This is a genomic window from Pseudomonas sp., assembly GCF_030147005.1.
In the GTDB taxonomy this organism is placed as follows: domain Bacteria; phylum Pseudomonadota; class Gammaproteobacteria; order Pseudomonadales; family Pseudomonadaceae; genus Aquipseudomonas.
Map to the genome: position 1 here is coordinate 1 of NZ_JASLAW010000076.1, position 21,368 is coordinate 21,368.

Here is a 21,368-nt window from a genome sequence, read left to right on the forward strand (position 1 = left end):
TGTTCAAATGTGGGAGTTGTCGAGCCCCAGCGAGGCTGCGATGGCGGCGGTACAGTCAACATTTTCATCGCAAGATCTACCGCTTTCGCAGCCTCGCTAAAGCTCGACAGCTCCCACAGGGGGTTGGGCGGTGTTGTGTGGTTCTCGATTTGCGGGGCCTTCGCGGCGAGCGCAGCGCTCGATAACGGCATCGTTCAAATGTGGGAGTTGTCGAGCCCCAGCGAGGCTGCGAAGGCGGCGGTACAGTCAACATTTTCATCGCCTGATCTACCGCTTTCGCAGCCTCGCTAAAGCTCGACAGCTCCTACAGGGAATGGGTGGTGGCAGGCGAGTCTGAGTTTGCAGGGCCTTCGGCGAGCGCAGCGCTCAGCAGCGAGGGGATCAAATGTGGGGGCCGGCTGGGCCCTGCAAAAACGCCGCGTCACGGCCAAATTTCAGCCTATGCGTGACGAAGGGCCGGGCTGGGGCGACGACGGTGCCGGGGGCGCCGGCACGACAGAGGCTCCGGTGGACAACGCCTGTACTTCCTGCCGGGACAGTTCGATGAGTTTTTGCGCACGCGCGCTGCCCAATTCAATTTCCAGCATGTTCAGCGCCACTTCGTAACGTTCCTGGCTCTGCGCGCCCGAGTCCCTGTCGCTGTATTCATCCTCCAGCGCTTCTTGTTTTCTCAGCGCATTTTCCTCAAGCGTCTGGAGCGTTTCCGGATGGCGTCGCCTCAGGTAGTCAGTCCAATAATCGCGGGCAAGCAGACTTTCATAAAACGCATCACTGGCTTCCTGATTGAGCACCCATTGGCGAGCTTCAATCAATTGCTGGCCGTAGATCGGCGTGCCGAACGCCATGTGCGAGGGTTGGCCTGGCAGGTCCAGGCCGTCGGGCCAATCGCTGGTCATGCCGATGCGATACTGCAAGCGGACCTCGGCCCGGTCCCTGCCGATGGCCTTGGTCTCGGCGAGTGCGTCTACCCGGTCCAGACGGAACAAACGCCGGGACAGGTTCAACAAACGCTGGCCGCGTTGCCGCAGGTCGTTGACCGGCACGCCCAGCAGTTCCTTCTCCTCGTACATCAGCACCTCCATGTTGCTGAACGTGAGGATCCGCCCGTCAATACAGGTGCCATGGGTTCTCGAGGCCTCGAACAACGTGGTTCGGTGGTGCGCATTGCCGGCGGCGAATTCGATCACGTCCCAGACTCGCCGGGTTAAATCGCTGCGGGTGAATTTGAACTCATAGGTGCCGCGTAGCCGCGACAGCAGATGGAAGAACGGCTCATGGTCAGGCTCTTGCGCCAGCCGCATCCAGGATTGGCGCCTGGCAACGTTTTGCGCCATCGGTGTATTTTCCAGCCAAACAGCCAACGCCTGCTCCCCCACATCGCCCTCGTCTTCAAGGATCTCTTCCAGGGAATCGTAGCCCGCGCCGCGATCTACAGAATCGACAGCATCACTGTCCGAACCCTCTTCACTCTCCCACTCCCCTTCACTGTCGGGAAAATTCTCTATCCTGTCCTCGATTTCCCTGCGCGTCATGCCCAACACCGGATCGTCATCGCTGAAGTCTCTTATCTGCTCAAGACTGTTTAATGTCAGCTCATTGTTTTCGGACAGGTCAGTACCCGCCACCAACGCGTCGTAACTACCGTCCAACAATTGATCCGGGAACGTTGCGAGGTCATTGCCGCACAGGTTCAACTTGACCAGATTGGGCGCATCAAAAGCCCCCCCGGGCCAGTTTTCAATACGGTTGTAGCTCAGGTCCACCTCCTCAAGTTGGGAGAAGTGGTAGAGGTTGAACTCATTAAACCTGTTATGGCTCAAATCCAACCCGCGCAACGAGTCACTGCGCAGCTGGCGATAAAGACTTTCGGAATCGCTGAGAAAATTGCTCGCCAGTTCCAGCCGTTCAAGTGCGCTCATGCGCCCAACCGACTCGGGAACGGCAGGTAATTTGTTGCCGCTCAACACCAGTTTGTGCAGGCCCGGGAAGCCATCGAGGAAACCGTTGGAGCCCTCGGCGGTGAGTTCAACGCCGGTCAAATCCAGGGTGCGGATATGCGCAAACTGCACGCCCAGGTCAGGCAGGTCGCCGGTTTGCATGCCTTGCAGGCTCAGCGCTTCGCCGGCTTCAGGCAGCAGCCCCGCTTGCCACGCGTCTCTGATTTTGACCGCGGCAAGCTTGCGATTTTCACTCGATATGTGCAGGTTCCCGACGCGTGACTCACGGGTAAACTGCCAGCCATTGAGCTGACGCGTCAGCGTCGCGTAATCCTGATGCCACGCGCCCAATTGCGTGTCTATCTGCGAATCGCTCATCCCATCGGTACGCAGTTGTTCAAGGCGTTGCAGCGCCTGTTCTTCGGTGAGCGCGGGGTTGAGCCCCTGCAAACGCTTGGTGAAACCCGCCGCTCCTTCAAGCCCGACGACCGGCTCGGGCAACGGCAATAAATCGCGAGCGATCGACAGGCCGCTCTCGCCCGGTGGAAATACCGACGGCACTGCTTGCTGCTCAAACTGTTCCAGTGCGCCCTCAGGCAGCCCGGCATTGGCCTCTGCCCGCTGACGCGCCAACGTCAAGGCGTCCTTATTGAGCAAGTTGTTCCCTGTGAGGTTGACCCTCATCAGCGCATCGTCGTTGCCGAGTACTTCCGGCGGTACCGTCACCATTCGGGTGTCGCGTAGATCTAGCCAGGTCAATTGCGGTAAATGCTCGGTCCCTGCCGGCCAGGCAGCCAATTGAGTACTGCTCAGGTTCAACGCCTCCAGCTTGGTCAATGCACTGACATCCACCGCATTCAGCGGGTTGTTGCTCAGGTTCAGCACTTCAAGGCCGCTCAAGCCGTTGAGTTGCGCCTGAACCGCCGGGGTGACGTTCAAGAGGTTGTTGGACAGGTCCAACTGGGTCAGGGCAGGAAGATCACCCGCGCTGAACGGCAGTTCGGTCAAGCCAACCGCTTTGATTTCCAAGGTTTGGGTAGCACTGAATGCCCGGATAAATCTACGAGTCTGTTCCATGGACTCGCCGAGCCACCCCAGACGCAGTGTTTTCACATGGGCAAACGTTCCAGCGGGTAACTCAGGCAGTTTAACCAGGCTGCCCTCTGATGCCGACGCGGGCTCCCTGAAGGATTGTGTCGGCAGCTCCAACACCGACACAGAGGCTTCCAAACCATAGCGCTTTGCCACGGCGCCACGCCAACTGCTCTCCAACTCCTGCACAACACTCATGCCGCGCTGCGTTTGCCAGGGCCGCCCGCGCAATTTAAACCTGATCGGGGCGGATGTAGACATGGCATAAAACTGCCCGAACAGCCCCTGGTATTCTTCGCTGAGGGCTTCGACCGCTGCATACCGGGTCTCAGGGGTGTCCCAGGTAGTCATGATCTTTTCATGCAATTGCGCGGCTATTGTGGAGCCGCATACCTCCGTTAATTCGCCTTTGGCGTATTGACTCACCATGTGATCCAGGTCCATCAAGTGCCCCGCTGAGGTCGGGTAGTTCTTGACGTATTCATAAGGTGGTTTGAACGCTGCGCGGGAAAAATGCGACCAATCCAGCGACAGCCCCGCCCAGAGTTTTTCATGCCCCGTATAGAGTGTTTCAGGCAACGTGCTGATGGTGGTTCTCGACAGGTCAAGGCGCTCCAGTTGCGGCAGCGCCTCAACAAACGCGGGCCACTGGTACCAGCTGAAGGGCGCATCGATTTTCAGCTTTTTCAGGTTAACCAGCGAGGATAAATCCAGCACACCTTGCGGCTGCGATGGGTAGGGTTGGTTGTAATCGACGTGAAGATCCTCAAGGGAGGTCAGCGCACGAAGTTTGGAGGAGAAATCCACTACCGATAAGCGCGTATTGGTATGAAACCTCAAGCTTTTAAGCTGGGTCATCGCGCTCACTGCCTGTGGCAGAGTGGTACGCGCCGGTATGTCCCTTGAGTACGACTCCAGGGGCTGACGAATTTCCAGGTGCAGTTTTTCTACATTGGGAAACCGCGCCAAAAAGTCATTGGCATAAGCGTCATACAGGGTGGGGCCCTTGAGCACCAATTCACGCACATGGGGAAAGTCGATGGCCAGCGGCGGTAACGGGTGATCACCCGCAATGATGATTTCCAGACGCCCGGCATCGGCCACTTCACCGGTTAACGGAGCGCGGCGCCAGGAATCCTTGAGCAACTGCGCAAGCTGCGTTCTTTGATAAGCCGCGTCCCACGGGAGCAGCGGCGCACTGCCGGACGGGCCCACCCACTCCTCGAGCGTGGTCGCCAGTTCGTGGTACTCACGTTCACGGTTTTGCAGAAAGTTGAAGATTTGCCTGTCGTTTTTACCGTCTTTGCGCAACTGGCGAACAAAACCGTCAGCCTGCGCGTCGGACAGCTCCGGATACACCACCCGCACGCGTGCGCTCAAGCCATCGCCACGACCACTGGCGGGATAACCCAGCAGTTGGTTATGGACCCGCACCGGCGGTTTGAACCATGGGGTTTGCGGCTCCAGCAGTTGCGCGGCATCACTGCGGTACTGGTCGGCAAATTCGACGATCTTGTGTTGCAGGGCCGCGCTCTGGCTGACCTGGGGTACGCCGAGGGCGGTACGGGCCTCATCGGGCATGGCATGCATCAACGAGGCATAGAAATTGTCGCCCGCCTTGGGCAGGCTGTTGAGTTCCTCGCCGCGTTCGTTAAAGGCCTGGAAGCGTGGGCCTTTTTTAACCAGATACTTGGTGGTCCTGGCGGTGTCGCTGCCGATGCTGTCCAGCAGTGCGCCGCTGCTGGTGCCCTCTCGAACTTCCAGGCGCACATCCTGCGGCCATCCCGCCAGCTTTTCCAGGGTATGCAGTGCGAGCCGTCGGCTGCCCGCCGAGGCGATGTTCTCGCTGCGCAAACCGGCATAGGCCCTTGTCTGACGACCTTGGCGCGCATACCAGCGCGCGTCTTCCAGCAGGGTCAGAGTTGGGCGGCCGGTGTCGGCCAGTTGCTTGAGGGTATCGGCGGGCGCATGGGCCAAGGCTTCACGGGCGCCTGCCTCGCTGAGGCCCGGGCAGATGCGCTGCAACCGCTCGACCTGTGCATTCACAGGCTCGGTGCCCGTGTAGATGCTGTCGAAAATGGCCGGCTTGCGGGTTTCGGCGTAATCGGCGATCTGCCTGGCGAACTCTTGCGGCCTCAATGGCGGCACGCGCGCCGGCTCTGCGCCGAGCAGCCGGGTGACTTCCGACTCGTCCAGCGCCGCCAGCACCCGCGCCGGCATTTGCCCGTTCAGCACATCGGTGCGGCTTAACCTGATCGGGGCCTTGGCGACATCGCCGCGAGGCACGCGCCTGGAACCATACTTGACCGATGCTCCCGACAACCCTGGCCCGTCGAACACCTCAAGCATGCGCCCCTGAGGCCAGCGTGGCATTTCGGCCACCAGCGGCAGCGCGTATAAATAGTGTTCATTGATCGGCTGCGCGCCCCGCAACTGTTCGATCACCTGCTCTGCCTTGGCGTCGGCCTTGAGCATGCGCATGGCGTCCGCCAGCTCCGGCGGCGGTGGCGCATGGTCCATGTGCATTTTGCGCAGCGCGTCGTCGCTCACACCGCTGACATCGGCGAGTTTGATCAGCTCGGTGTCGGAAAAGGCCTCGGTTTCGTGGCCCATGCGCCGCAACAGGGTCAGGCGGTCCCAGTCCAGCGGGCGTTCGAGGTTGTGGCGCCAGGCACCCCGACCGTTGCTGTCGAGAATCGGCTGGTACACCTCGGCACGGGTGGGGTGCCTGATGCGCCACTTCTTGATCGACTCATCAAAGAACTGCTCGTAGACCTTATTGCCCTGGCGGATATACGTTTTGCCATTGAGGGTGTGTTGCCCCAGCGCATTGGGGCCTGGGCTGGCGTCCAGCTTGACCGGGCTTTCATAGCCGCTCAGGTCGGGTTTCCAGAGCCGGGTTTCGCCGCTGGGCAGGGTGACGGGGCTGAGGCTTTCAATCAGCGGCTCGGCCTTGACCGCCCTGAACCGGCCTACCGCTGCCCCCACACCGGCCATGACGGCGAGCTGCGCAAGGTTCTCGGCCACGTCGATAAGGTGCGCCTTGGCCGCGCGCTTATCACCCTCGGCCCATTCGATGGAGCCTTCAAAGGTTTCGTAGAGCAACTGCCCGGCCATCACCAGCATCATGACCTCACCCAACACCGGTACAAACATCGACACCAGGTTCAACCCCAGCAAACCGACCTCCAGCAGATGGGCCAGTTTCGCTTCCCGCGCCTTGACGTCGACGTCATTGGTGGGCACCGCGTGGCTGCGCGCATCGGCGTAGACCTTGTCGCGGTTCTGCTCGTAAAGGTAATCCCAAAGATCCACGTTGGCGGACCAGATACCGGTGCCTTTGCGCAACATCGAAGACGGTGCCAGGTATGGGTCGGGCGCAGGCTCCACTTTTGTTCGACGCGCCGGTGGCAGCTCCTTGATTTGGGTGAGGAAAGACACCGCGCTGGCGGCTTCAATGATGGTTCGCCAAGGCGAGGCCAACGCACTGCTCGGCGAATCGGCGGCCTCTTGAGTGAACTGGCTGAAATAATACCCACGCTGATCGTAAGGCACGAACTGGCTGAAGAAACGCTGATAAGGCGTGGGGCCAAGGTCGCCTGCGGCCATGCCATCCCTGGCCGTGAACAGGCGCTTGAACTCGGCGTCAATCTCGCCGACGCCGTAGCGCTTCAAGGGGTGCGCCGGGTCGTGGGGGATATAAACGATAAATTCGTCGGAGTAACGGTACTTTTCGCAAATGATGAAAACCACGCAGCCGGTCAGCCTTTTTTTCATCAAACTCAAGTCGCGAAACCAGACCTGTTTCTTGCCCATCCACGGGTGAACTTCGCCGTTGATTACCGAGAGGAGCATGGTGTGATCGGCCGGTTTGATATCGCCGATCAACAACGCCTGGTCGGCGGCGGCCTTCAAGGTGGCTTTCTGGCTGGCGATGAAATGCTCACGAAGGGTGGCCCGCGCGGTGGTATCCGCCGGCTCGAAGAACGCTTTCAGATAAGCCTGGTACTTCGCCCCCACGTCCAGGCTGCGGCACAGCGTGAGAAACTGGCTGACCGTCAGGTTCACGGCAAGCCTTACAAATGTATCGGGCGCGGATGACCGCACCACAAAGCCTGAGGTGGCGTGATAAGCCCCGGTTTTGCACTCCCAGGCTTCAAAGTTATGCAAGGCGGCTTGCAGCAGCGGCAGCCTCAGGCTCTCGAACGACCCCACTGATATTTCAGCCACGCTGATCGCCAGCGAGCGCCTGAGGCAGATCAAGGTCGCGTCGACGTCGACCTCCACCTGAAACTGGTCCTTCAACGCCTTGAGCAGCAAGGGCCTGGCGAATGTGTCGATGTCCTGGAACGCCGACATTGTCTTGTCCAGCCGCACTTGCGCGACCGTACTGGCCTTGAAACTGGCATCGACGGTGTTGCGTTGCTCGGGCGAGGCGTTTTTATACCAGCTCGGCATAACCGGGACGGTGTCTTTAACGGCCGCCTTCCGGGCCGGCGTGGCATCGACCAGCCATTGTGGCGTGGCCTCTTCAAGAAAATCGCCGTGAATGCTCCGAGTGGCCGCCAGCGCCTTGCCTTCGGTGGGACGCGCAGGTGAATCAGACATTGTGTTGTCACTCCTATAACTGGATGGAGTGACAGGACATCACCGTTCAAAGGCTGATCGGTGGTGTATAGCTATGGCCAGGGTTCCCTACCCAATGTTCAGCGAACGCTTAAACGCCGGGCCTGTGGTGGTGAACAGGCCGGTCGAGATTGACTATGCTCTTTAAGACAACTCTCCCGACGAGCGCGCAATGAACAAGCCCATCGACAACAAACCTCCGACCTTCTGGCAGATGCTGCACAGCGTCATGGCAGCAGCCTTCGGCGTGCAAAGCGGCAAAAACCGCGCGCGCGACTTCAGCCATGGCAAGCCCAGCCACTTCGTGATCCTGGGCATTGTATTCACGCTGGTTTTTGCGCTGACGCTGTACGGTATCGTCAAGCTGGTAGTGCACCTGGCGGGGGTGTGAACGCCACGAACACTACTGGTGACTGACCCAGAACACCGCCGTGCCCACCACTAGAATGATCAAAAACAAAATAGCCCAGGCATCAACGGTACTGTCGGGTTTACGGGCTTTGGTTGGATGGCTCATCGCATCGCCTCTTATCGGTTTTATAGGTGATTGCACTCATACTCGGTCTCAGTAAAGTTCAAGATTGCCCCTATGACAAACGGGGCTAATCGAATAGCCGTTCTCATTAGTCGATTTGGTTCTTTGCATATACTCAAACATCACTTTTGCGCATAAACACAAACTGTTATCGTGCGCCGGCTCCGTTGGGAGTGCGCGGCCGTGCGCGCAGATTTGCCGAGAACAGGACCTATATGTACGTATACGACGAATACGATCAGCGCATCATCGAGGACCGCGTCAAGCAGTTCCGTGATCAGACCCGACGCTACTTGGCAGGTGAACTGAGCGAAGAAGAGTTCCGCCCTCTGCGCCTGCAAAATGGGCTTTATGTTCAGCGCTTTGCGCCGATGCTGCGGGTCGCCGTGCCCTATGGCCAACTGACCTCGCGCCAGGCGCGGATGATGGCCAAAATCGCCCGCGACTTCGACAAGGGCTACGCCCATATCAGTACCCGCCAGAACGTGCAGTTCAACTGGCCGGCCCTGGAAGACGTGCCCGATATCCTGGCGGAATTGGCCACCGTGCAGATGCACGCGATTCAGACCAGCGGTAACTGCCTGCGCAACGTGACCACTGACCAATTTGCCGGCGTCGCTGCCGATGAGTTGATCGACCCACGCCCCTGGTGTGAAATCGTGCGCCAGTGGACCACCTTCCACCCGGAATTCGCTTACCTGCCGCGCAAGTTCAAGATCGCCATCAATGGCTCGACCTCGGACCGCGCCGCCATCGAAGTGCACGATATCGGCCTGGAGCCGGTGCACAACGCCGCAGGCGAGCTGGGTTTCCGCGTGTTGGTGGGCGGCGGCCTGGGGCGTACCCCGGTGGTCGGTGCCTTTATCAACGAGTTCCTGCCATGGCAGGACCTGCTGAGCTACCTCGACGCTATCCTGCGGGTGTACAACCGCTACGGCCGTCGTGACAACAAGTACAAGGCTCGGATCAAGATCCTGGTCAAAGCGCTGACGCCTGAAGTGTTCGCGCAGAAGGTCGACGCCGAGATGGAACACCTGCGCGGCGGCCAGACCACCCTCACCGAAGCCGAAGTGCATCGCGTCGCCAAGCATTTCGTCGACCCTGAGTACAAGGCGCTGAGCAACCAGGACGCCGAGTTGGCAGCCCTCGACCAGCAACACCCAGGGTTCGCCCGTTGGCGTACGCGCAACACCCTGGCGCACAAACAGCCGGGTTATGTGGCGGTGACCCTGTCGCTCAAACCTACCGGTGTTGCACCGGGCGACATCACCGACAAGCAGCTGGACGCCGTCGCCGACCTGGCCGACCGCTACAGCTTCGGCCAACTGCGCACCTCCCACGAGCAGAACATCATTCTCGCGGACGTCGAGCAGAGCCAACTGTTCACCCTGTGGGGCGAACTGCGCGAAGGCGGTTTCGCCACGCCGAACATCGGCCTGTTGACCGATATCATCTGCTGCCCGGGCGGCGACTTCTGCTCCCTGGCCAACGCCAAGTCGATCCCGATCGCCGAATCGATCCAGCGCCGTTTCGACGACCTTGATTACCTGTTCGATATCGGCGAGCTGGACCTGAACATTTCCGGTTGCATGAACGCCTGTGGTCACCACCACGTCGGCCACATCGGCATCCTGGGCGTGGACAAGAAAGGCGAAGAATTCTACCAAGTGTCCCTGGGTGGCAGCGCCAGCCGCGATGCGAGCCTGGGCAAGATCCTCGGCCCGTCTTTCGCCCAGGAAGTCATGCCTGAGGTGATCGGCAAGCTGATCGACGTGTACATCGAACAGCGCACCGAAGATGAGCGTTTCATCGACACCTACCAGCGCATCGGCATTGACCTGTTCAAGGAGCGCGTCTATGCAGCGAATCATTAAGAACAACGAAGTCCTCGACGAAACCTGGCACCTGCTGCCCAAGGACGCGAGCTTCGACGGCATCTCCAACTGCGACGATCTGATCGTGCCGCTGGCCCTGTGGCGCGAGCACGGCCACGCGCTCAAGGCCCGCGACGGCGGCCTGGGTGTTTGGCTGGACGCTGATGAAGAAGCCGAAGAGATCGGCGACGACGTGGCGCATTTCCAGGTGATTGCCCTGAACTTCCCGGCCTTCACCGACGGTCGCAACTACTCCAACGCGCGCCTGCTGCGTGACCGTTACGGTTACAAGGGTGAGTTACGGGCGATTGGCGATGTGCTGCGCGACCAGTTGTTCTACCTGCGCCGTTGCGGCTTCGACGCCTTCGCCCTGCGCGCCGACAAAGACCCGTACGAAGCGCTGGAAAGTCTCAAGGATTTTTCGGTGACGTACCAGGCTGCAACGGATGAGCCGCTGCCGCTGTTCCGCCGACGCTGAACCTGTAGGAGCGAGCTTGCTCGCGAAGATCGTCAACGATAAAGCGTGCATGCTGGATATACGCGATCGCATGGCGTTTTTCGCGAGCAAGCTCGCTCCTACAATAATGGCGCGTTGATCACGCCTAATACCCGCTGCTGCCCCATCGAACACGGCACGCCTTCCGGCTGCGCTCGCACTGCATCGATCACGCCCAATAACTGCGCCTTGCTGTGGGCCAACTGCGCCTGCATCCCCTCGATCTGTAGCACCTTGCGCTCCAACGCCTGGATCAACTCATCGCGCTTGTACTCGCCTGGCGCCGGCATCAACGCCTTGAGTTCCTGCAAGGTAAACCCGGCCTGTTGCGCGCTCTGGATCAATTGCAGCGTCTGCAGCGCCTCAGGGGCATAGCGCCGATAACCATTGGCCTGGCGCCCGACCTGACTGATCAGGCCTTCGGCCTCGTAAAACCGGATGCGCGAAGCCGCCAACCCACTCTGTTTTGCCAGCTCACCAATATTCATCGAAACGCCCGCTTGACATTAAAGTTAACTTTAAGCTTAGCCTGAGGCCTCCCCCGCTCAGGAGTCAATCCATGTCACCTTTTGAAGCCTTGCAACTGCCCAACGGCCAAGTTATTTCCAACCGCATCGCCAAGGCGGCGATGGAAGAAAACATGGCCGATCTCAATCAGGCGCCCTCCCGTGAATTGAAGCAGTTGTACAAGACCTGGGCCGAGGGTGAACCCGGCTTGCTGCTGACGGGCAATGTCATGATCGACCGCCGTGCCATGACCGGCCCCGGCGGCGTGGCACTGGAAAACGAGCAGCACTTGGACAGCTTCCGCGAGTGGGCCGACGTGGCCCGGGGCAAGGGTGTGCATTTTTGGGTGCAGCTCAGCCATCCGGGGCGCCAGACCATGGCCAACCTGGGCCAGCAGGCACTGGCGCCGTCTGCCATCGCCCTTGACCTGGGCAGTTTTTCCAAGATGTTCGCCACGCCCAGGGCCATGACCGAAGACGACATCCAGGACGTAATCGAACGCTTCGCCACCAGCGCCCGCCTGGCCGAGAAGGCCGGGTTTACCGGGGTGCAGATCCACGGTGCCCACGGCTACTTGTTGAGCCAGTTTCTCTCTCCCTTGAGCAACCATCGCACCGACCGTTGGGGCGGCCCACTGGAAAACCGCGCGCGCTTGCTGCTGGAGGTGATCCACGCCGTCCGCGCCAGTGTCAGCCCGTCATTTTGCGTAGCGGTAAAGCTCAACTCCGCGGACTTCCAGCGCGGTGGTTTTGATGCAGCCGATGCACGTGCCGTGGTCGAACTGCTCAACCCGTTGGCCATCGACCTGCTGGAGTTGTCCGGCGGCAGCTACGAAGCGCCCGCCATGCAAGGCGAAGCACGGGACGGGCGCACGTTAGCCCGTGAAGCGTATTTCCTGGAATTTGCCAAGGAACTGGCGACCATCGCCAAGATGCCATTAATGGTGACCGGCGGTATTCGCCGCCTGCCCGTGGTACAGCAAGTACTCGACAGCGGCATTGCCATGGCCGGCATCGCCACGGCCCTGACCCTCGAGCCGCAACTGATCAAACACTGGCGCGAGGGACGCGACCTCAACCCGCAGCTCAAACCCATCGACTGGAAACGCAAACCCTTGGCCGCCCTCGCCACCCTGGCCGTGGTGCGCGACCAGATGCGTCGCCTGAGCCGCGGGCGCCAGCCCAACGCCAAGGTCGCTCCGTGGCTGGCGCTGGTGTGCGATCAGTGGATTACCGCCCGGCGCGCGCGGCAGTACCGGGCAAGCATGACGCAATCTTCACATTGAAGGCGGAGCATTCGCCGTGATTGAACTGTCCCCTACTGATCAGCAGTTTTTAAACCTCACTGACGATTGGAGTTCTTCATGGCGAAAATCAACCTGGCCCAACAGTTGGCGACCACCCTTGAACAGGCGGGTATCAAGCGTATCTGGGGCCTGACCGGCGACAGCCTCAATGGCCTCACCGACGCCCTGCGCAGCATGGACAGCATCGAGTGGATGCATGTGCGCCACGAAGAAGTGGCCGCGTTCGCCGCCGGGGCCGAGGCCGCCGCCACCGGTGAGCTGGCGGTGTGTGCCGGCAGTTGCGGGCCGGGCAACCTGCACTTGATCAATGGCTTGTTCGACTGCCATCGCAACCACGTGCCGGTGCTGGCGATTGCCGCGCAGATTCCCTCCTCGGAGATCGGCCTGAACTACTTCCAGGAAACCCATCCTCAGGAGTTGTTCAAGGAGTGCAGCCACTTTATCGAACTGGTGAGCAACCCCGAGCAAATGCCCCACGTTCTGCATCGCGCCATGCGTTCGGCGATCCTCAATCGAGGCGTGGCGGTGGTGGTGATTCCAGGGGATGTTTCGCTGCTGGAGGTAGAAGCCAAGCTCAAGCCATGGCCGACGCTGCATGCACCGCGCACATTACCGGCAGAGGCCGACCTGCAGCGGTTGAGCGACATCCTTCAAAGCAGTGAAAAAGTCACGCTGCTGTGCGGCAGCGGTTGCGCCGGTGCCCATGACCAGGTGGTGGCGCTGGCCGATACCCTCGGCGCGCCGGTGGTGCACGCGCTGCGCGGCAAGGAGCATGTGGAATGGGACAACCCGTTCGACGTCGGCATGACCGGCCTGATCGGTTTCAGCTCCGGCTACCACGCCATGCTCGACTGCGACACGCTGATCATGCTCGGCACCGACTTTCCCTACCGTCAGTTCTACCCGACCGACGCGAAGATCATCCAGATTGATCGCGACCCGCAGGCCCTGGGCCGACGTGCCACGCTGGACCTTGGCATCGCCGCCGATGTCAGTGAAACCCTCTGCGCACTGCTGCCGCGCCTGACTCGCAAGACCGACCGCAGCTTCCTCGAAACATCCCTGAAGCACTACGAGAAAGCGCGCCAGGGCCTGGATGACCTGGCGCAACCGTCCAAGGCGGATCGGCCGATCCATCCCCAATACGTGGCACGCCTGCTCAGCGAGCTGGCCGATGATGATGCGATCTTCACCGCCGATGTCGGCTCACCGACCGTATGGGCCGCACGCTACTTGAAGATGAACGGCAAGCGCCGCCTGATCGGCTCGTTCAACCACGGTTCCATGGCCAATGCCATGCCACAGGCCATCGGCGCACAGGCGGCTTTTCCCGGTCGTCAGGTGATTTCAATGTCGGGTGACGGCGGCTTCACCATGTTGATGGGGGACTTCATCTCCCTGGCGCAGCTGAACCTTCCAGTGAAACTTATTGTGTTCAATAACGCGTCGCTGGGTTTCGTTGCGATGGAGATGAAGGCCGCTGGCTACCTGGACACCGGCACCGAGCTGAAAAACCCGGATTTCGCAGCCATGTCCAACGCCATGGGCATCCTTGGCATTCGCGTCGAGCAATCCGAAGACCTGGAGCCGGCCCTGCGCCGCGCCCTGGCCCACGACGGCCCGGTGCTGGTGGATGTGGTCACTGCAACCCAGGAGCTGGTGATGCCGCCGAGCATCAAACTGGAACAGGCCAAGGGGTTCAGCCTGTATATGCTCAAGGCCGTGATGAGCGGGCGTGGCGATGAAGTGATCGAACTGGCTCGCACCAACTGGCTGCGTTGATCCGACGGCGGGAGGGAGCTGGCTCCCTCCCGCGCTATCCATTCATCCCTTTTGTTTTTCGACCCATTTGCCGTAGGCGTCGATGAATGACTGCAAGAATGGCTTGGTCTTCTCGGACAGCTTGCCCGACTCATCGAACACACTGCCCGCTCCGCCCAGGTAGGCTTCCGGCTGCTGCATGCACCACACATCAAGAAACACCAGGGACTGGCGCAGGTGATGGTTGGCACCAAAGCCGCCAATCGCGCCCGGCGACACGCTGATGACCGCCCCCGGCTTGCCGCCCCAGGCACTTTGCCCATACGGACGGGAGCCCACGTCGATGGCATTCTTCAACGCCCCAGGCACGGAACGGTTGTATTCCGGGGTCACAAACAACACCGCGTCGGATGAACTCAACTGTTGGCGGAAAGTACTGTACGCTGCGGGCGCTGTCGCACCCTCATTGTCCTCGTTGTAGAGCGGCAAATCGCCGATTTCTACGATATTCAGTTTGAGGTTGGCAGGGGCCAGTTCGGCCAATGCCAAGGCAACTTTGCGGTTGATCGATTCTTTTCTCAAGCTGCCAACCAGGACGGCAATCGTGTAGACCTTGCTCATTGAGGTTTCCTGACGTCTGACTAAGGGAGCCTGTAGTTATAGAGATTTCACCGCGCGCGCACCAGCGGGTTTTGAGAATGCTGCAAAAGTTGGCGCGATCACATGCGTGGGAAACGTCTGAGATTTTAAACGAATAGTATTTTTTTCTTATAGGTAAACTACCCCGCTCACTGACGGTCTACAGAACCGCAAATCGAGTGTTTATCTCCAGAGGTTCTAAACAGATGGCAGCAGTACTAGTCGGACAGTTTCATGCCAGAGACGCGGAAGGCCGCGTATATTCGGTGCATGAGTTCCAGGAATCCGAACCGGCGCAAGGCGACCTGGCGGGCTCGGCGCCAGCCATCACCTACAAGCTGGCCATTGGTGACCGGATGGAAAAGCTCGAGGGTGATGAGTTCAGATTGATTCAATCGGGCACGATCCTCGTACGCGAATCGAAGACTACCCTCGCTTCCTAAGATTTCGCGTTGTCCGCCTGCCCAGTCCTGTCGACTGGGCCGAGGCTGCTCACGGGCTGCGGATTTGCGTCACTTCAATGCCCTGCTCGCCCCGCTTGAGCGTCACCACCACCTGCCCTTTCTCCCCCTCAACCGCATACATCGAGCGCGTGTAACCCGACCGGTCGTAAGCGGGATAGGCCTCCACCTGCCTGATCAACGTGATACCGAGCACCGCGCCCACTTGCTCGCCGACCTGTTCCTGGGAACGGATAAACGCTTCAAGTTCGAGGTTTTCCGGCGCTTGTTCAGCGTGATTATTCAAGAAGTAAGCCGCCATGCATCCCACGGTCACCAGGACCAGGAGTTGCTTGGCCGTTACCCCGAAGAGCGTCGAGGGTAGAGGCATTTGAGACCAGACCTGTTTTTGTTGTAAGTACCGGGTAACCGGCATTGGTCGTTGCTGATCAGACCCTTCATTCTAGTGAGGTCCCGGCTTAACGCCATAGGCAGGCGCGACCCGTGCAGTCTTTTTTGCGCACGAGGCGCTGCACCATTGAATCCCCAGGGCGCTGCACATAGACTCCGGCCATGCGTTTACGTCATATCGAAGTGATTCAGGCCATCTTGCAGACCGGGCACCTCGGCACGGCCGCCGAGTGGTTGCAACTTCCCGTGGGCGAGGTGGACGCCGCGCTCAAGGATGCCGAGCTGCAACTGGGCTTCATGTTGTTTGCCAGTGTGCGCGGGCGCCTGCAAGCCACCCGTGAAACCCTGGAGCTGCAGCCGCAAATCGCCCACCTGTACGAAGCGCTGGAGCCGATACAGCGCCTGGCCAGCCGCTTGAAACACCATCACGCGCCGACCTTGCGTGTGCTGTGCACCCCGCCGCTGGCTAACCAGCTGCTGCCACAAAGCATCGCCATGCTGCGTCGACGGTTCCAGGATACGCCGTGCAACCTGTCGAGCCAGCCGACTCGGGAAATCGTCAGGCATCTGTTGCTGCATGAAACCGATGTGGGCCTGAGCCTGCATGACCCGGAACACCCGCACATTCAAAGTGCGGTACTGGCCCACGGCAAACTCCAACTGCTCGCCCCCCATGGCTGGCTCAAACCCAAGCAGAAGTACATTGCGCTGCAGGACCTGGCGGGCCAGTCGATGATTGGCCTGGAGGGCCAGGACCCACTGAGCCGTCTGCTGGACGCCAAGCTGCAAGCTCTGCGCCCGCTGCCGGTGGTGCAGACGCGGGTACAGACCTACCAGATGATGCGCAGCATGGTGGAGGCCGGGGAAGGCCTGGCGGTCGTCGATCCGTTCACCGCCTGTGGTGCAAGGGACGCGGGGCTGGATGTGTGCCCGATCTCGCCACCGATGACCGTCAACCTGTACGCACTGACCTTGCAAAACGGGAACGCGTCACCGGCCCTGAATGCATTGCTGGAGATCGTGACGCAAAAGGCCGAAAACCTGCTTTCCAGCGACACCAAGTCCCTCTAGACGCGCACTATCCGTGGCGAGCAAGCTTGCTTGCGCTGGAGTGCGAAGCGCTCCCAAAAAGCCGGAGGCTGCTGCGCAGTCAGCGGGAGCAAGCGCCCTCGTCACAATAGTTGCTCAGATCAATTCGATTTCGGTCTTGAACAGTCGATACCAGAAGATCGCCACTTCACGGGTTTGCGGGTCGATTCCGCGATAGCGCAGTTGATCGATACCCCCCATGACGTAGCCGCTGCGTTCATACAGGCGACAGGCACCAAGGTTGTTGTTCTGGGTTTCCAGCACCATGCCCGGCAGGTTCTTCTTGCGTGCCCAGAACTGCGCCACATCCAAGAGCGCCTTGGCGACACCGTGACGCCGCGCAGGCAGCGCCACCGCCAGCTCGTCAACGTGGGCAAAGCCGTTCCAGTTGGTGCTGACCACGACGTGACCGACCGCCCGATCATCCAGATAAGCCATGAAGATTGCGCTGTCGGGTGCATTGCGAAAGCTGGCGAATTCTTCAGGGTCGATGCCGTAGCACTTGCGGTACGGCAAGATGCGCTCCACCGGCCATTGGTCGACCCGCTTATCCATTTGCGGCACCCCATAGGCACTGACCTCAAAACTGAAGTCATTACCCCACACGTAGGCATCGAAGCCTTCATCGGCGACTCGCACACTGAGCCCTGGATACTTCGGGTTCACGACAGCTTGCATAACGTTCCTTAACCTTTGATGCAATCGACGGTGTAACAACGACCACTGCCGTCATCTTCATGTTGCAACCCATGAACATCGGCGACAAAACCGGGAAAACTGCTATCGACCGTCCGGGCGAAGGCCAGGTAGTCGATGATCGAACGCGTTGACTCGGTAAAGCGCTCGCCCGGCATGATCAACGGAATACCCGGCGTATAGGGCACCAGCATCACGGCTGCGATGCGTCCTGGCAAGGCATCGATGGAAACCGCTTCCACCTGGCCCCTGACCAACTGGTCGTAGGCGTCAGCCGGCTTCATCGCGATCTCCGGCAACACCGTGTACATGCGCTTAAGGTGCCTGGCCGTCGCGTTACTGCGATAGCAACTGTGCAACTGGTCGCACAGGTCGCGCAACCCCAGGCCCTGATAACGTATCGGCCCTTGGGCATATACCGACGGCAGGCAACTGGCCAGGCTGACATTCGCATCATAGCTGCGTTTGAATTCCAGCAACTCGGTGAGCAAGGTACTCCATTTGCCTTTGGTAATGCCCATGGAAAACAACTCGAGGAAAGAATACAGCCCGGTCTTCTCCACCACCAGGCCGCGCTCCCAGAGAAACTTGCTGACCGCGGCGGCGGGAGCCCCGCAATCGCTCAAGGCGCCGCCGGCGTTGAGGGAATGCCGCGCAGCTGGTTGAGTTCACTCATGGCATCAGCGGGCGTTTTCCAGGGTGACTTGCTCACCCAGGGCGAAGATCGGCAAGTTCGGCGCCCTCACCCGCGCCAAACGGATCAGCTCGACGATGTTTTACAGCAAGTGGGTATTTTTACCGGCGCCTTGGGCGGTGATCAACATGCAGGCCAACCCGTGATGGGTAGAGGCAACCAGCCGTCCTTCGGCGGGCTTGCAGCATAGGTATCCCAGGCAAGCCACACGCATCAGAGGTTACTGCTGGGTGAGTTGGGTCCACAACGCCGGCGCACCGGCCGCCTTGGCAATCGCTTCCAACCGCGCGGCATGCTCGGCCAGGTCCTGCTCGCTGGCCCGGATGACAGGCGTAGGCTTGCGATCGGCCGGCAAGCGACGGATTTCCGATGGACGATTACCCGAGCCTTCCGCCGAACCGCTGCCATCGGTTGCATTACCGGCCAATGACAGGCTGGTCTGCCCGCCGGTCATGGTCAGGTAAACGTCAGCCAGGATCTCGGAGTCGAGCAAAGCGCCGTGCAGTTCACGGCCGGAGTTGTCGACGCCATAACGTTTGCACAAGGCATCGAGGCTGTTGCGCTGGCCCGGGTGACGCTCGCGGGCCATCATCAAGGTGTCGAGGATCGAACAGTGCTGGGAAATATCCGCACGGTCCATCTGCCCCATCAGGGCGAATTCGTTATTGATGAAGCCGACGTCGAACGCCGCGTTATGGATGATCAGTTGGGCGCCGTTGATGAACTCGAAAAACTCATCGGCCACTTCGGCAAAACGCGGCTTGCCCTTGAGGAATTCGTCGGTGATGCCGTGGACGCCGATCGCGCCTTCGTCACTGTCGCGGTCCGGTTGCAGGTAGACGTGGAAGTGACGACCGGTGAGGCGGCGGCCCATCAATTCGACACAGCCGATTTCGATGATCCGGTGACCATCGGTCACCGGCATGCCGGTGGTTTCGGTATCGAGTACAACGGATCGGATGGCCATCAGGGTTCAGCTCTCAACGGTGATGTAGATCAAAGGGCGCGATGTTAACACGTCAGCCGGCATCAGCTCTGCTTGTAGCCGCGCACTTCATCCACGCCACGGTTGGCCAACTGGTCGGCGCGTTCGTTACCTGGGTGGCCGATATGCCCACGCACCCATTTCCAGGTGATGTCGTGCCGGTTGCATTGCTCATCGAGCAATTGCCACAGGTCGGCATTCTTGACCGGTTCCTTGGACGCTGTTTTCCAACCGCGCTTCTTCCAGTTGACCATCCACTCGTTGATGCCCTTCATCACATATTGCGAGTCGGTCACCAGCAGGACATTGCAGCGCCGCTTGAGCTCCTCCAGGCCACGAATGGCGCCCATCAGTTCCATGCGGTTGTTGGTGGTATTGGCTTCGCCGCCCCACAACTCCTTCTCCACGCCCTTGCACACCAGCAATGCGCCCCAGCCGCCGGGGCCGGGGTTGCCCTTGCAGGCGCCATCGGTGAAGAGTTCTACACTATCGGTCATCGGTTATCGGGCCTGAATCAAAAAGAGGTTTTACGGTTCGCGCTGTTCACGGCTGACCTTGGCCAGCGGCATCGGCACCAGCTTGCCGAGAGGTTCGCGGCGCACCTGCTGCACGGGCCGCAGCCCGACCGCGATCTTGCGCGCCACCAATAAATAGAAGCCGCCACCCGACAGTTGCCAGGCACCTGCGCGGCGTTCCCAGCCGGCGAGGCGCCCCTGCCACTTGGCGGACGCAAGCGGCGGACGATAGCACCCGAAGCGGCGTTTCTCCAGCGCGAAGCCCAGCAGGTTCAGCCAGTCACCCACCCGTGAAGGGCTGATGCAGCGCGCCTGGCGCAGACCGTCATGGGCAAACACATGGCGCAGGCCCCAACTGCTCCAGGGGTTGATGCCAACAATCAGCAAATGGCCACCTGGGCGCACGCTGCTGGCGGCTTCGCGCAACAAACCATGGGGCGACAGGCAGAAATCCAGGCCGTGCTGCAACACCACCACATCGGCGGCGTGTTCGCTCAACGGCCAGGCCTGTTCCTCGCAGACGATTTCCACGCCCGGCAACGGCGCCCCCAGGCGTACATTACGTTGTACCTGCGGCGCGCACGGCGGCGTCTCGGCCGAGGGGCCGTAGTGCACCAGATAGCCACCAAAGAACCGGCCCAGCTCTTCTTCGAGCATGCGCCGCTCTTCATCCAGCAGAAATTGCCCAAGCGGCCCGGACAGCCATTCGCGGGCCGCGCCGATCAGAGCGAGCCACTCAGGATCGGCCTGGGCGAACGCTTTATCAGTCATTGCATTCTCCAACTCGCCAAGACGTTCTAAGATGCACCAATGTGTTCAGCTTGGCGAATCGAAGAATGATACAGATCAGTGCCCTACCCGCCTTCACCGATAACTACATCTGGTTATTACAGGATGAACAAACCCAACGTTGCGCCGTGGTCGACCCCGGTGACGCCGCGCCGGTGCTCGCCTGGCTCAAGCAGAACCCGGCCTGGGTGCTCAGCGATATCCTGATCACTCACCATCACCATGATCATGTCGGCGGTGTCGAGCAACTGAAAAAGGTAACGGGCGCCAACGTCTACGGCCCCGCGAACGAAAACATCCCCGCACGGGACGTCGATTTGCAGGATAACGACCGCATCACCGTACTCGGCTGGGACTTCGCGGTGTTTGCGGTGCCCGGCCACACCCTCGGCCATATCGCTTATTACCATCCGGGCGTGCTGCTGTGCGGCGACACGCTGTTTGCCGCCGGTTGCGGGCGCCTGTTCGAAGGCACGCCGGAACAGATGCATACCTCTTTGGAACGTCTGGCCGCCCTGCCTGCCGACACCCTGGTGTACTGCACTCATGAATACACGCAAAGTAACCTTAAGTTTGCCCAAGCCGTGGAACCGGACAACGCCGACATCGCCGAACGGGTGGCGCAGGTCGCCCAATTGCGGGCCCGTGGCGAGATGACGCTGCCGTCCAACCTTGCCCTGGAAAGACGCACTAACCCTTTTATACGTACCTCTGAAACATCCGTTAAACAAAAAGCTGACGAACGGAACGGTCGCGACAACCGCTCTGGGGCCGAGGTGTTTGCTAGCTTGAGGGCTTGGAAAGATAAGTTCTAAGCAGATGCAATCTGATACGTAATTTCTGAATGGTTGACCGGAACCAAAGCGCTTTCTAGAATCGCCCGACATTTTTGCCCGGAACTTACTTCCAGCCAATGTCGTCATCTATTCGTAAATCCATTTCTTCAGACGCATTGACCCGCCTGGCTCAAGCCGTG

The 21,368-nt window shown here is 60.1% G+C and carries 18 protein-coding genes and 1 pseudogene; 10 read left to right on the forward strand and 9 right to left on the reverse strand.

Translation table 11 applies throughout. The features are described 5' to 3' along the window. Positions 1-434: 434 nt before the first annotated feature. Positions 435-7,637, reverse strand: a complete 7,203-nt coding sequence (locus Q1V60_RS07330; RefSeq protein WP_300628816.1) for a DUF6543 domain-containing protein — start codon at positions 7,635-7,637, stop codon at positions 435-437. Between the two features lie 190 nt (positions 7,638-7,827). Between Q1V60_RS07330 and Q1V60_RS07335 the strand changes: the two genes are divergently transcribed. The 3 genes from Q1V60_RS07335 (at position 7,828) to Q1V60_RS07345 (ending at position 10,542) form a co-directional block, all read left to right on the forward strand. Beyond that, positions 7,828-8,046 carry a DUF2970 domain-containing protein gene (locus Q1V60_RS07335; protein WP_300628817.1) on the forward strand — a complete coding sequence of 73 codons (219 nt, stop codon included), beginning with the start codon at positions 7,828-7,830 and terminating at the stop codon, positions 8,044-8,046. Between the two features lie 359 nt (positions 8,047-8,405). Continuing rightward, positions 8,406-10,064 (forward strand): nitrite/sulfite reductase, encoded by a 1,659-nt coding sequence (locus Q1V60_RS07340; protein WP_300628818.1) that lies wholly within the window; start codon positions 8,406-8,408, stop codon positions 10,062-10,064. Next, positions 10,048-10,542, forward strand: a complete 495-nt coding sequence (locus Q1V60_RS07345; RefSeq protein WP_300628819.1) for a DUF934 domain-containing protein — start codon at positions 10,048-10,050, stop codon at positions 10,540-10,542. The genes Q1V60_RS07340 and Q1V60_RS07345 overlap by 17 nt, the downstream gene beginning before the upstream one ends. Positions 10,543-10,640: 98 nt before the next feature. Here the strand turns inward: Q1V60_RS07345 and Q1V60_RS07350 are convergent, their stop codons facing one another. Beyond that, the gene (locus tag Q1V60_RS07350) at positions 10,641-11,048 is read right to left on the reverse strand and encodes a MerR family transcriptional regulator (protein ID WP_300628820.1); all 408 of its coding nucleotides are present in this window, start codon (positions 11,046-11,048) and stop codon (positions 10,641-10,643) included. 71 nt (positions 11,049-11,119) lie between these two features. Between Q1V60_RS07350 and Q1V60_RS07355 the strand changes: the two genes are divergently transcribed. Together Q1V60_RS07355 and poxB are read left to right on the forward strand one after the other, a co-directional pair. Then, positions 11,120-12,352 (forward strand): NADH:flavin oxidoreductase/NADH oxidase family protein, encoded by a 1,233-nt coding sequence (locus Q1V60_RS07355; protein WP_300628821.1) that lies wholly within the window; start codon positions 11,120-11,122, stop codon positions 12,350-12,352. A gap of 78 nt (positions 12,353-12,430) precedes the next feature. Beyond that, a complete protein-coding gene (poxB, locus tag Q1V60_RS07360; RefSeq protein WP_300628822.1) occupies positions 12,431-14,155 on the forward strand; it encodes a ubiquinone-dependent pyruvate dehydrogenase in 1,725 nt (574 codons plus the stop codon). Positions 14,156-14,197: 42 nt separating this feature from the next. On the opposite strand, the gene Q1V60_RS07365 is transcribed toward poxB, so the two are convergent. Further along, positions 14,198-14,755: an NADPH-dependent FMN reductase gene (locus Q1V60_RS07365; protein ID WP_300628823.1), complete on the reverse strand. Its 558-nt coding sequence runs from the start codon at positions 14,753-14,755 to the stop codon at positions 14,198-14,200. 224 nt (positions 14,756-14,979) lie between these two features. Between Q1V60_RS07365 and Q1V60_RS07370 the strand changes: the two genes are divergently transcribed. Next, positions 14,980-15,216, forward strand: a complete 237-nt coding sequence (locus tag Q1V60_RS07370; protein WP_300628824.1) for a hypothetical protein — start codon at positions 14,980-14,982, stop codon at positions 15,214-15,216. A 49-nt stretch (positions 15,217-15,265) separates the two neighbouring features. Here the strand turns inward: Q1V60_RS07370 and Q1V60_RS07375 are convergent, their stop codons facing one another. Continuing rightward, positions 15,266-15,604: a hypothetical protein gene (locus tag Q1V60_RS07375; RefSeq protein ID WP_300628825.1), complete on the reverse strand. Its 339-nt coding sequence runs from the start codon at positions 15,602-15,604 to the stop codon at positions 15,266-15,268. Positions 15,605-15,786: 182 nt separating this feature from the next. On the opposite strand from Q1V60_RS07375, the gene Q1V60_RS07380 reads away from it, so the two are divergent. Next, positions 15,787-16,695, forward strand: a complete 909-nt coding sequence (locus Q1V60_RS07380) for a LysR substrate-binding domain-containing protein (protein WP_300628826.1) — start codon at positions 15,787-15,789, stop codon at positions 16,693-16,695. Positions 16,696-16,809: 114 nt separating this feature from the next. Here the strand turns inward: Q1V60_RS07380 and Q1V60_RS07385 are convergent, their stop codons facing one another. Both Q1V60_RS07385 and Q1V60_RS07390 read right to left on the reverse strand, forming a co-directional pair. Next, the gene (locus tag Q1V60_RS07385; protein WP_300628827.1) at positions 16,810-17,391 is read right to left on the reverse strand and encodes a GNAT family N-acetyltransferase; all 582 of its coding nucleotides are present in this window, start codon (positions 17,389-17,391) and stop codon (positions 16,810-16,812) included. 8 nt (positions 17,392-17,399) lie between these two features. Beyond that, a pseudogene (locus Q1V60_RS07390) lies at positions 17,400-18,047 on the reverse strand (lysine decarboxylase); the annotation flags it as partial. Between the two features lie 61 nt (positions 18,048-18,108). On the opposite strand from Q1V60_RS07390, the gene Q1V60_RS07395 reads away from it, so the two are divergent. Continuing rightward, positions 18,109-18,249: a hypothetical protein gene (locus Q1V60_RS07395; protein WP_300628828.1), complete on the forward strand. Its 141-nt coding sequence runs from the start codon at positions 18,109-18,111 to the stop codon at positions 18,247-18,249. A gap of 74 nt (positions 18,250-18,323) precedes the next feature. Here Q1V60_RS07395 and dnaQ read toward each other — a convergent pair whose 3' ends face one another. The 3 genes from dnaQ to Q1V60_RS07410 all read right to left on the reverse strand — a co-directional run bounded on the left by dnaQ (position 18,324) and on the right by Q1V60_RS07410 (position 20,374). Then, positions 18,324-19,064, reverse strand: a complete 741-nt coding sequence (dnaQ, locus tag Q1V60_RS07400; protein WP_300628836.1) for a DNA polymerase III subunit epsilon — start codon at positions 19,062-19,064, stop codon at positions 18,324-18,326. 68 nt (positions 19,065-19,132) lie between these two features. After that, positions 19,133-19,585 (reverse strand): ribonuclease HI, encoded by a 453-nt coding sequence (gene rnhA, locus Q1V60_RS07405; protein WP_057725161.1) that lies wholly within the window; start codon positions 19,583-19,585, stop codon positions 19,133-19,135. A gap of 30 nt (positions 19,586-19,615) precedes the next feature. Continuing rightward, the gene (locus Q1V60_RS07410) at positions 19,616-20,374 is read right to left on the reverse strand and encodes a methyltransferase domain-containing protein (RefSeq protein ID WP_300628833.1); all 759 of its coding nucleotides are present in this window, start codon (positions 20,372-20,374) and stop codon (positions 19,616-19,618) included. A 65-nt stretch (positions 20,375-20,439) separates the two neighbouring features. Here Q1V60_RS07410 and gloB point away from each other — a divergent pair, with 65 nt between their 5' ends. Both gloB and Q1V60_RS24945 read left to right on the forward strand, forming a co-directional pair. Further along, on the forward strand, positions 20,440-21,207 hold the full coding sequence (gene gloB, locus Q1V60_RS07415) for a hydroxyacylglutathione hydrolase (protein ID WP_300628834.1): 768 nt from the start codon (positions 20,440-20,442) through the stop codon (positions 21,205-21,207). A gap of 98 nt (positions 21,208-21,305) precedes the next feature. Beyond that, positions 21,306-21,368 (forward strand): lytic transglycosylase domain-containing protein (locus tag Q1V60_RS24945; protein ID WP_363321058.1); only part of this gene is annotated, 63 nt, incomplete at its 3' end.

Bases quoted from the DNA above. Each gene is read 5' to 3' on its own strand.
- Q1V60_RS07340 (WP_300628818.1), top strand. From the start codon at position 8,406: ATGTACGTATACGACGAATACGATCAGCGCATCATCGAGGACCGCGTC.
- rnhA (WP_057725161.1), bottom strand. From the start codon at position 19,585: ATGACCGATAGTGTAGAACTCTTCACCGATGGCGCCTGCAAGGGCAAC.
- Q1V60_RS07345 (WP_300628819.1), top strand. From the start codon at position 10,048: ATGCAGCGAATCATTAAGAACAACGAAGTCCTCGACGAAACCTGGCAC.
- Q1V60_RS07380 (WP_300628826.1), top strand. From the start codon at position 15,787: ATGCGTTTACGTCATATCGAAGTGATTCAGGCCATCTTGCAGACCGGG.
- Q1V60_RS07330 (WP_300628816.1), bottom strand. From the start codon at position 7,637: ATGTCTGATTCACCTGCGCGTCCCACCGAAGGCAAGGCGCTGGCGGCC.
- Q1V60_RS07370 (WP_300628824.1), top strand. From the start codon at position 14,980: ATGGCAGCAGTACTAGTCGGACAGTTTCATGCCAGAGACGCGGAAGGC.
- gloB (WP_300628834.1), top strand. From the start codon at position 20,440: ATGATACAGATCAGTGCCCTACCCGCCTTCACCGATAACTACATCTGG.
- Q1V60_RS07410 (WP_300628833.1), bottom strand. From the start codon at position 20,374: ATGACTGATAAAGCGTTCGCCCAGGCCGATCCTGAGTGGCTCGCTCTG.
- Q1V60_RS07355 (WP_300628821.1), top strand. From the start codon at position 11,120: ATGTCACCTTTTGAAGCCTTGCAACTGCCCAACGGCCAAGTTATTTCC.
- Q1V60_RS07335 (WP_300628817.1), top strand. From the start codon at position 7,828: ATGAACAAGCCCATCGACAACAAACCTCCGACCTTCTGGCAGATGCTG.
- Q1V60_RS07385 (WP_300628827.1), bottom strand. From the start codon at position 17,391: ATGCAAGCTGTCGTGAACCCGAAGTATCCAGGGCTCAGTGTGCGAGTC.
- Q1V60_RS07365 (WP_300628823.1), bottom strand. From the start codon at position 14,755: ATGAGCAAGGTCTACACGATTGCCGTCCTGGTTGGCAGCTTGAGAAAA.
- Q1V60_RS07375 (WP_300628825.1), bottom strand. From the start codon at position 15,604: ATGCCTCTACCCTCGACGCTCTTCGGGGTAACGGCCAAGCAACTCCTG.
- Q1V60_RS07350 (WP_300628820.1), bottom strand. From the start codon at position 11,048: ATGAATATTGGTGAGCTGGCAAAACAGAGTGGGTTGGCGGCTTCGCGC.
- poxB (WP_300628822.1), top strand. From the start codon at position 12,431: ATGGCGAAAATCAACCTGGCCCAACAGTTGGCGACCACCCTTGAACAG.